11 protein-coding genes and 2 pseudogenes are annotated in these 9,625 nt (G+C 60.1%); 5 read left to right on the top strand and 8 right to left on the bottom strand.

The window, feature by feature from the left end; genetic code table 11:
* The 6 genes and pseudogenes from CQ13_RS03485 to CQ13_RS03505 all read right to left on the bottom strand — a co-directional run.
* Nucleotides 1–319 (bottom strand): annotated as a pseudogene (locus tag CQ13_RS03485) (transposase); the annotation flags it as partial.
* A 33-nt stretch (nt 320–352) separates the two neighbouring features.
* On the bottom strand, nt 353–1,423 hold the full coding sequence (locus tag CQ13_RS03490; RefSeq protein ID WP_082637293.1) for an IS630 family transposase: 1,071 nt from the start codon (nt 1,421–1,423) through the stop codon (nt 353–355).
* 18 nt (nt 1,424–1,441) lie between these two features.
* Nucleotides 1,442–1,606, bottom strand: coding sequence for a hypothetical protein (locus CQ13_RS42455; RefSeq protein WP_156433473.1), 165 nt, complete (start codon nt 1,604–1,606; stop codon nt 1,442–1,444).
* 41 nt (nt 1,607–1,647) lie between these two features.
* On the bottom strand, nt 1,648–2,907 hold the full coding sequence (locus CQ13_RS03495; protein WP_082637294.1) for an SIR2 family protein: 1,260 nt from the start codon (nt 2,905–2,907) through the stop codon (nt 1,648–1,650).
* 9 nt (nt 2,908–2,916) lie between these two features.
* Nucleotides 2,917–3,348, bottom strand: coding sequence for a type II toxin-antitoxin system VapC family toxin (locus CQ13_RS03500; RefSeq protein ID WP_057841640.1), 432 nt, complete (start codon nt 3,346–3,348; stop codon nt 2,917–2,919).
* Nucleotides 3,345–3,647 carry a hypothetical protein gene (locus CQ13_RS03505; RefSeq protein ID WP_057841641.1) on the bottom strand — a complete coding sequence of 101 codons (303 nt, stop codon included), beginning with the start codon at nt 3,645–3,647 and terminating at the stop codon, nt 3,345–3,347. Before CQ13_RS03505 ends, CQ13_RS03500 begins: the two co-directional genes overlap by 4 nt.
* A 544-nt stretch (nt 3,648–4,191) precedes the next feature.
* Here CQ13_RS03505 and CQ13_RS03515 point away from each other — a divergent pair.
* The gene (locus CQ13_RS03515; RefSeq protein WP_057841642.1) at nt 4,192–5,862 is read left to right on the top strand and encodes a recombinase family protein; all 1,671 of its coding nucleotides are present in this window, start codon (nt 4,192–4,194) and stop codon (nt 5,860–5,862) included.
* A gap of 250 nt (nt 5,863–6,112) precedes the next feature.
* Here CQ13_RS03515 and CQ13_RS40425 read toward each other — a convergent pair whose 3' ends face one another.
* Nucleotides 6,113–6,250 (bottom strand): LysR family transcriptional regulator, encoded by a 138-nt coding sequence (locus CQ13_RS40425; RefSeq protein WP_197427233.1) that lies wholly within the window; start codon nt 6,248–6,250, stop codon nt 6,113–6,115.
* Nucleotides 6,251–6,455: 205 nt separating this feature from the next.
* Between CQ13_RS40425 and CQ13_RS03520 the strand changes: the two genes are divergently transcribed.
* The 4 genes and pseudogenes from CQ13_RS03520 to tnpA all read left to right on the top strand — a co-directional run bounded on the left by CQ13_RS03520 (nt 6,456) and on the right by tnpA (nt 9,002).
* Nucleotides 6,456–7,220: an NADPH-dependent FMN reductase gene (locus tag CQ13_RS03520; protein WP_082637296.1), complete on the top strand. Its 765-nt coding sequence runs from the start codon at nt 6,456–6,458 to the stop codon at nt 7,218–7,220.
* Nucleotides 7,217–7,921, top strand: coding sequence for a glutathione S-transferase N-terminal domain-containing protein (locus tag CQ13_RS03525; RefSeq protein WP_057841644.1), 705 nt, complete (start codon nt 7,217–7,219; stop codon nt 7,919–7,921). Before CQ13_RS03520 ends, CQ13_RS03525 begins: the two co-directional genes overlap by 4 nt.
* 5 nt (nt 7,922–7,926) lie before the next feature.
* Nucleotides 7,927–8,466: pseudogene (locus CQ13_RS03530) on the top strand (glutathione S-transferase family protein); the annotation flags it as partial.
* An 86-nt stretch (nt 8,467–8,552) separates the two neighbouring features.
* On the top strand, nt 8,553–9,002 hold the full coding sequence (tnpA, locus tag CQ13_RS03535; RefSeq protein ID WP_057841645.1) for an IS66-like element accessory protein TnpA: 450 nt from the start codon (nt 8,553–8,555) through the stop codon (nt 9,000–9,002).
* A 139-nt stretch (nt 9,003–9,141) separates the two neighbouring features.
* Here tnpA and CQ13_RS03540 read toward each other — a convergent pair.
* Nucleotides 9,142–9,625, bottom strand: a 484-nt coding sequence (locus CQ13_RS03540) for an IS66 family transposase (RefSeq protein ID WP_156433474.1), incomplete at its 5' end; no start/stop codon positions are given.

The raw sequence follows: 9,625 nt of genomic DNA on the forward strand, positions 1-9,625 counted from the left end.
TGCGATCGTAGCTCATCGCCTTGTGCTTGGACGCGTTCGCCTTGATCTTGGTGCCGTCGAGCGCCACGTGCCCGAGCTTCACCAACCCGGCCTTCTCGGCCAGCTTCAACACCTGCACGAACAGGTCGGCCAGCGCCTTCAGGTGCCGCCGCCGGAACTCTGAGATCGTGCGGAAGTCCGGCGCATCGCCCGCCACGATCATCATGAAATCCGCCCGCTCCACCGTCGCCCTGGCGATCCGCCGCGACGAGTAGATACCGCTCGCGTAGCCGTGTAGAAGCAGCGCCGTCATCATCCGCGGATCAAACGGCGGCTGACCCAGCCCGCTCCGGTAGCTGCCTAGTACCCGGAATCATTGGTCCGCGAAACGGGCTTTGAGACGCTTTTGATGAACTTCGGACTTGGTCCAGACGAAGGGCTTGGCGTTGGCGTTGTAGTCGTCGATGAAGTTGTCGATGTGGTCTCTGAGCTGTTTGACCGAGGTGAAGGATTCGTCGCACAGGGACTTTGCTTGCAGGATCGAGAACCAGATCTCCACCTGATTGAGCCATGAGGCCCGGGTCGGTGTGAAGTGGAACGTCACGTTCGGATGCAGCTTTAGCCAACGGTCGTTCCTGGGTTTGTGGGTATTCAGGTTGTCGAGCACGACGTGGATGGCAGTGTCGGGCCAGGCGGCGATGATGTCGTTCATGAAGTCGAGGAACTCGATGCGCCGCCGCCGCTTCTTGTGGGCGGCCGTCACCTTGCCGGTGGCCACCTCGAAGGCGGCGAACAGCGTCGATGTGCCGTTGCGCTTGTAATCATGGCTATGGCCGCCCAGCGCCCGGCCGTTCGGCATTTTCAGATAGCCCTGTGCCCGCTCCAGCGCCTGGATCGAGGGCTTTTCATCGACGCAGATGACAATCGCGTTCTCCGGCGGAGCCATGTAGAGCCCGACCACGTCGGCCGCCTTGGCGGCAAACTCCGGATCGTTGCTCTCGCACCAGGATTTGCGCCCGGCCAGGTCGATCTTCTGGGCACGCAGGAACCGCCAGACATACTGCACATCGACGTCGCCGAGCGCCGCGGCCAACAACGGTCCCGACCAGCGGGCATAGCCCTTGGGCTTCGGCTGGTCCAACAGCGCTAGAATGCGTTTGCCCGTTTCCGCCGTGTATTTCGGCTCAGCACCTCGGTCGCCCGTTTCGTCCAGACCGCCAAATAGTTTTTCGGCATAGCGCACGCGCCACTTCGATGCCGTGCCGGTCGTGCAGCCAACAGCCCGTCCGATCGCCCGGCTTGCCAGGCCCTCCGAGGCCAACAGCACGATCCGTGCGCGCTGCCGCAATCGATGCTCCGTCTTCGTCGAACGCACCAAGCCCTCAAGCTCAGTCCGCTCCGCCGTCGTCAAAATAATAGCTGTCGCCTCAGGGATGCCGCTCATACATCCTTGAATCACGACTCATTCTTCACCGATAGTGGGTACTAGGATCGCCGATAGATCAAGGCTTTCCTTGACCAGCGACACGATCAACCGCGAAACGTGGTCCTGCGGCACATAGTCCTGCACGCTCGGCGGCAGAAGCTGGACCTCGTCGATCTTCCAGGGGCGAAATTCCTTGCTCATGGCCACGCAAGGAATCAGACTCGCAACCTCTTGACCAGTCACTACTCAGACAGGCTCCTAGCAGCAAAGGCGGCATCCGTCGGGCACAAGACGAAGGCGCGCTTGCCGAGGTCCTTATAGCGGCGTACCCGCTCGATGACCGGGCTGGCTGGATTAGGTTCGACCACGAGCATCACCAACGACGGATTCATGAGCGCATTCTCAATGATGCGACTAACGTGATCATCGCCAAAGCCATAACCGAGAACGAGCAGGAAGGTCTGGGGAACACCGAGGCGCACCTGAAAGGACCGGAAGAGATGCGCATAGGGCATCGTCAGAGTCTGCGCGAACTTGTTGGCAGTCGGCAGGATTCCAACCGATGGCGTTCCGCGGGTCAATTTGACGAGCACTGCTGCCTTCTCATCCCGGTTCAAACCTGCATAGGTTCGGAACGGGACGAGGTCGGGGTGCCGCGCGCGCATCTCACCGTCCTGTTCAAACCAATGAATGGATCCGTGCAGTTTGTAGAAGTGCAGGAACTTGTCGAAGCGCCGCACCCGCCCTTCGGCAACCTCACCCGGATAATAGACATCGAGCCCATAAACCGATGGGTCGAAGCGAGCGGCTGCTCGGCCGGTGAAGCCGTCGAAATATTGGATGCCTAGTAACTCCAACGCCTGCTCGAACAGGGTGTCGTAATTCAGCGTGAAGAGATGGGTTCGGCCAAGATTGCTATCACGCGCGACGAGCTTGGACAAAAATGCAAGCTGCGGCGCGATCTCGCTCGCCGACTTCGCTTTGGCGGTGTCAGGCAAAGACAGTGCGCATTCCGAGAAGATCGACATGCGCAGCCGATCAACAAACCATTGGAGGTCATCAAGGCTTGGAGCTGGCGTGCCCGACCAGGTGACGCCAGAAAATGGTGCGCCCTTTGAGTTACCAACGACGAGGGAATTGGCAACGAATGATAGCCACTGCTCGAACCCCATGGTGGGCTCATCGAGTAAGTTGGCCAATGAGATGGCATCCCGACGCGCCTTGATGATAGGCCCGATAGAGGCGGGCGCGTCGGAGAGAGCCTCGATCGTCTCGAAGACGGCGGTTTCAAGATTCACCATGGTCTTCCCGCCAGCCGAAACCGACGTGCCAGATCCCGTCAGAACGACGAGGTTCTCCATACGCAGCCATTCGGAGATCAGCGCCTGGAGGCGAATGCGCCTTTGCTTCTGATCAAGCCCAAGCAGCAGGTCGCCTGCGTTGCCGTCCTCAGTCAGACCGATGAGCTGATACTCGATGGGTTCAGGCGCCCCTCCTGTCATGCATTTCCCCTAAAAGTCACCGCGCAATGGATTGACGATCTGAAGCCCAACAAAGTCTTTTTCATTGTCCGTTACCACCACGCAATCATGAGCGACCGCGACGGCGGCGATGATCATGTCGAGTCCGCTACGAGGGCGTCCGACGGCCTTCCCTTCCGCCATCAGCCGCGCCCACACCAAGCCCGCTTTGTCGTCGAACGACAAAATACGTCCCGCAAACAGGGCTAGCGGTCCTTCTTGACCAACGAACCAGGCGTCGAGCGCATCGCGCTTCTTGCCACGCGGCTTTTCCAGAATACCGCGCCGAATTTCGGCGACTGTCAGCGAAGCAATGAACAAATCCTCATCGCGCTGCTGGCCTATCCAGGCCAACAGTGACTCTGACGGCTTTGGCTTGACGATGTCGCTGATGATGTTGGTGTCGAGAAGATAACGCGTCACAGATCGGCCTTACGCCCTTCTTCACGGGGGCGCGTCAGGTCGAGATCGGCACCAACGAGCGGCGAGCGACGCAACGCACTCAAGATGCCACCGGGCTTCGGTGGCTCGCCAGAAACGGCCTGTTGCACCGCGCGTCGGAGATGCCCGGCTTCCGGCCCTTCCTCGGTCAACTTCCGGGCGAGCGTTCTGATGAGATCACGATCGGTCTCGAGGGCTTGGAGCTCAAACCGCACGATACCGCGCTTGGTCAGCCGGGATCGGTAATTTTCGATCGCCCTTTTCTGCGCACTATTGCTCACGGATCGCCTCAATGGTATATCTGGATATATAGCCGAATCTCCGGCTAGCCGCAAGACTGCGACGGTCTCTTGTGACGTCAGCAGCAGTAATAGAGGTCGGTGTGTTGTCCGGCGTGGCAATCAAACAGATTGCATCTAGCAGAGGCGATCACGAAAATATTTTTCGTGCGCTCGAATTTGCGATTTCCCGATCCGGTACGCTTCGCATCTCGGATCAGCGCACGACTACGACACAAGATACTGATATCGCTGGATATTTTCCCTTGCGTTGCGGCCGCAACTCGCCATCTTTGTCACGATGCGGAGCGATACGCGCAACGACAGGGGCGCCGCGGTGGCCCGACCAAGAGGAACAACAGCCGAAAAGCTTCGCGTGGTCGCCGATACGGCGCCCGGAGCCCCGGCTGCAACCGTGGCCACATCGAAATCCGATCCGCGCCTGGTCAATCTGGTGCGCCTGCTTGCTCGGCAGGCCGCGCGGGACTTTGTCCAAGCGGAAACAGACAGACGGAAGCGTGACCGTCTCCCGGAATAAGGAGACGTCATGAAGGTCGCGCTCTACGCCCGTTACTCATCAGACAACCAGCGCGACGCTTCGATCGAGGATCAATTGCGTCTATGCCGCCTCCACGCCGAGAAGCAAGATTGGACTGTCGTCGACAGCTATACAGACCGGGCCATCTCTGGTGCATCGCTGCTTCGCCCCGGCATCCAGGAACTGATCAGCGACGCGACCCGCGGGAAGTTCGCCATTGTGCTTGCAGAAGCGATGGACCGCCTCAGCCGCGATCAAGAGGACATTGCAGAGCTCTTCAAGCGCATGGCCTTCGCCGGCGTGCGGATCGTCACGCTTTCGGAGGGCGACGTCACACATCTCCACGTAGGGCTGAAGGGCACGATGAATGCCCTGTTCCTGAAAGACCTAGCGGACAAGACGCGTCGGGGCCTGCGGGGTCGCGTCGCGCACGGCAAGTCCGGCGGGGGGCTGTGCTTCGGATATGACGTCGTCAAGCAGTTCGCTGCCGATGGCGAGCCAATCCGCGGCGATCGCACGATTAACGAAGCCGAAGCGGCTGTCGTCCGGCGCATCTTCACAAATTACCTGTGCGGCAAGTCCTCGCGCACGATCGCCTTCGAACTGAACCGCGAGGGTGTCCCTGGACCTCAAGGCGCCGAATGGGGACCATCGACCATTCACGGCAATCCAAAGCGCGGCGTTGGCATTCTCAACAACGAACTCTATGTCGGCCGCCTCGTGTGGAATCGGCTTCGCTATCTGAAGGACCCAGATACGGGCAAACGGGTTTCTCGGCTAAACCCCGAATCCGAGTGGGTGATTCTGGACGTTCCCGAATTGCGCATCGTCGACCAGGATACCTGGGACGCTGTGAAGACGCGTCAGCAGACGCTCGCCTACGAGCCCTCGGCCCCCGGCGAGAACAAGCTTAACGACCGTCGGCGACCCAGGCATCTCTTCGCCGGTCTAGTGAAATGCGGTTGTTGCGGCGGCGGGTACACTATGATCTCGAAGGACCTGCTCGGCTGCGCGACTGCGCGCAACAAGGGGACATGCGACAACCGCTTGAACATTCGGCGCGACGCGATGGAGGCATCCGTATTGAGTGGCCTCCGCACGCATTTGATGGAGCCCGAGCTGTTCAAGGAGTTCTGCCAGGAATTCACCCGTGAAGTGAACCGGCTGCGGATCGAACGTCGAACCGATCAGGATGCTTGGCAGAGCGAGCTGGGAAGAGTCGAAAAGCAGATTCGGGGAATCATCACCGCCATCAAAGATGGCATGTATCAACCGTCCATGAAGGCTGAGATGGATGTGCTCGAAGCTCGCAAGGCGGAGTTGACTGATCTGCTCGCGAACGCCGAGGAACCTCCGCCGCTCTTGCACCCGAACGTGGCGGAGATCTATCGGCAGCGCATCGCAGCGCTTTACGAAAGCCTGCAGAGCGAAGAGGAGAAAGCCGAGGCGGCGGAGGTGTTCCGTACGTTAGTCGACCAAGTGACGCTTGTGCCCGAGGCGGAACAACTCGCCATCGTGCTGCGCGGCGACCTAGCCGCGATCCTGCGATTTGCGGCAGGCAAGAAGAACCCCGACTTCCTTTCGGAGGCCGGAGCTCTGGATGGCTTGCTATCGCAAGCATCGGTGGTTGCGGGGAGGCGCAACCACCGATACCGACATTCGGTTCAAGTTGCGACTTGACCAAAACGGCGTCGCGAAGCGCGCTCTCTGCGTCCCGAGCGCAAGGCATATTTCCAAGTTGACGATTTTTCTTGCCATGGCAGGAGTTTCCGCAAAGCTTGAATGGGTCTTCGACCCTCCGACCGGGCCGCCCGCTTACCTGAACCGAAGCCGCAACAGGTTTTCCCTCAGCCGGCATTCCCGGAGCCAGCGCTGCAGCCATCAACGGACGATCCGCGCCTTCCTTGCCGGAGGGCTTGGGCTCGGCTGCCTAGGGCGAGCGATTACGCGCGGTGCGGGGGATCTGCATGCTGAGCACGGGCTGCGCCACCCTGGCCTTCTGGGCAGCCTTGCTGAAAGACCCCTCCTCGTACACCCACATGAAATAGTGGATCTGCTTGATTTCCATCGTTAAGGCCCTCTCTCGCATCGCAACCGGCTGGTATTTCTATCGCTGATATGTACCTTCCGTTTTGTAAACGTAGTGCGCCCTGCACCAATCTCTTATCCTGAATTGCTTTCGTGTGGCGGCATCACGCTCTTCGCGCTCCGCCTACGTTTGAAACACTTTTGCATAGACGAGACTATCGAACCAATCCAATGAGGCCGTCCTAGTGAAGAAGAATGCTTATAACCGTCCACTCGTTGTCGGAATCGGCGGCTCAACTCGCGCTAGTTCGACATCGGAGCGCGCCTTGCGAACAGCGCTTTCTCTAGTGAGTGCTGCAGGATGCGACACTCTGGCCTTCGCCGGACCCGATCTCATACTGCCGCCGTTCGAAATGGGCATCGCGCAAAGCAGCCCCGGCGCCACTCGTCTGATCGAGGCGCTTCGTCGCGCATCCGGCGTCATTGTCGCCTCGCCCGGATACCACGGCTCGATGTCCGGTATCGTCAAGAACTTGCTCGATTATACTGAAGAGATGCGCTCCGACGACTATCGCTATCTCGAAGGCGGGGTCGTGGGCTGCATCGTTTGTGCGAACGGCGTTCAGGCAATCGGCACCACGCTGGTAACCATGCGCTCCGTCATCCACGCTCTGAGAGGATGGCCGACGCCTTACGCCATGGCAATCCAGACTGACGCGAAGCAATCCTCCGCCAGTGAGACTGTGAATTGGCAGGCCCGGCCTCACAATTCTCGCCGAACAAGTAGCCGCCTTCGCACTATCGAACGTCGCGACCAACCCTTCCACAAATTCAGCCGATCAAAAGAAAGCCGCTTAGGCTTGGTAAAAGACGTACATACTCCCAAACCACATCACACGAGGTACCGGGTGATCTTCGAATGGAGAACCTATCATGCCGCCGATAACACAGCTCCAGCGATGAAAGACCGCTTCTCGAAGCATACGCTACGTTCAAGGATGGCAAGATGATCGATCTTTATTATTGGCCCACGCCAAACGGCCACAAGATCACGATGTTCCTCGAAGAGACCGGCCTTCCGTACAAGATTTATCCCGTCAACATCGGCACGGGCGATCAGTTCAAGCCGGAGTTCCTCGCGTTCTCGCCGAACAACCGCATGCCCGCGATGATCGACCATGCGCCTGCCGACGGCTGCGCGCCGGTGAAGATCTTCGAATCCGGTGCGATCCTGATCTATCTCGCGGAAAAGACCGGCAAGTTCATGCCGTCCGATCTGCGCAAGCGCTTCGACGTGATGCAATGGCTGATGTGGCAGATGGGCGGCCTCGGGCCGATGGCGGGTCAGAATCATCACTTCAATGTCTACGCGCCGGAGAAACTTCCCTACGCGATCGACCGCTACATCAACGAGACCAACCGGCTTTACGGTGTCCTCAACAAGCGCCTCGCGGATCGCGAGTATGTCGCCGGTGACTATTCCATCGCGGACATGGCGGCCTATCCATGGATCGTGCCGTATGAACGGCAGGGTCAGAAGCTGGAAGACTTTCCGGATCTCAAGCGCTGGTTCGAGGCCATCAAGGCGAAGCCCGCGACGGTTCGCGCTTACGCGGTTGGCCCGACGGTGAACCCAAGCCTTGGCAAGACCTTCACCGATGAGCAGAAGAAAGTCCTGTTCGGACAGACCGCGTCCGTTGTGAAAGGCTGAGAAAGATGACCGCGTCGCGAAAACTGTTCGAACTCTGCGGGACCGAGACCGAGCGTGTGTTCAGCCCGTTCTGCTGGCGCACGCGCATGGCGCTTGCGCACAAGGATATCAAAGCCGAAACCATTCCGTGGCGCTTTAGTGAAAAGGACGCCATCGCGCCGCATCAGTCCGATACGGTGCCGGTGTTCATCGACGGCGAGACATCTGTCGCGGACTCGTGGGCCATCGCGAACTATCTCGAAGGCACCTATCCCGATCGCCCGTCGCTGTTCGGCGGCGAAGGCGGCCGCGCCATGGGGGCCGGATGTTGAACTCGTGGGGGTGACACGGTTGTCCTTGGCGGCATTTTTCCGATGATCGCTGCGGACATTCACGCCCTGCTGCGGCCGGCCGATCAGGCGTAGACCCGCGAGGCGCGTCTCGGCAAAACGCTGGAACAGGCGGCGGCCAATCGCGACGAGGCCGTCGAGGCGTTTCGCCAGAGCCTCACCCCGATGCGGCTGACGCTGAAGACGCAAGCCTATCTCGGCGGAGCGTCGCCGAACGTGAGCGTCATCCAGGGACCACGCGCTGAGGGCTGATTTGGTGGGTTAGGAAGATGTCGTGGACTGAATCATCACGAGGTCTCGCCATGTTTAAGGATAGTCGTAAGGATAGCGATACGGATAGGCATACGCCTATCCTCAAGGAGTCTTCTGACACGCTGCAGCGTGTCGAGATCATCACTGGGGCCGGCCGGCGACGGCGCTGGTCGGCCGATGCGAAGGCGGCGATTGTCGCGGAGAGTTTTGCGCTGGGTGCAAGCGTGTCCGCGGTGGCACGGCGACACGACATCAGGCCAAGTCTGTTGTTTCTCTGGCGTCGCCAGGCCACGCGGGCGCAGGTCGCGGAGCGCGGGGACAGAGGCATGCCACCTGGCTTTGTGCCGGTCGCGATCACCGGCTGCGGGGGCCAATTGCCGAGTGAAGAGCAGGCGGCGATCGAGATCGAGGTCGGCGCGGTTCGCATCCATGTCAGGGGAACAGTCGACCGGCGGGCGCTGTGCGAGGTGCTGGCGGCAGTCGGGACGGTTGGCCGATGATCGGGCTCCGACCTGGGTTGTCGATCTGGATCGGTACGCATCCGACGACGGCCGCGCAACGATTACGCGCGCGCATAGACGGTCTGGGTTATGATGGTCGCTAGCCGGTTGAGACGTTCAGGTTGCGACGGACCGCTGATCAGAGGTTTTTTTCGACCGCGCGTAGCCTTTTCCATTCCCAAGGAAGCAGCTCGTGCAGGCGCGAGGCAGGCAGATCGGCGATACGGGCCAGAACATCGGCGAGCCAGGCTTGCGGGTCGACATCGTTGAGGCGTGCGGTGGTGAGAAGCGTCAGCATGACAGCGGCGCGGTCTGCCCCGCGCTGAGAACCGGCAAAGGTCCAATTGCGTCTTCCGAGAGCGATACCGCGCAGCGCTCTTTCCGCAGCGTTGTTGGTCAGGCAGATTCTGCCATCATCAAGGAAGCGGGCGAAGTCGGCCCAGCGCTTGAGCATGTAGTCGATCGGCTCGCGAACCGCGGAGGAGCGCGAGAGTGTGGCGCGTTCGGTGGTCACCCATTCGTGCATCGCATCGAACAGCGGCTTGCTCTTTTGCTGTCGCACGCTAAACCGCTCGGCGGCGGTCAAGCCGTTGATCTCGCGCTCGATGACGAAGAGTGCATCG

It is taken from the genome of Bradyrhizobium retamae, from assembly GCF_001440415.1.
GTDB classification, from domain to species: domain Bacteria; phylum Pseudomonadota; class Alphaproteobacteria; order Rhizobiales; family Xanthobacteraceae; genus Bradyrhizobium; species Bradyrhizobium retamae.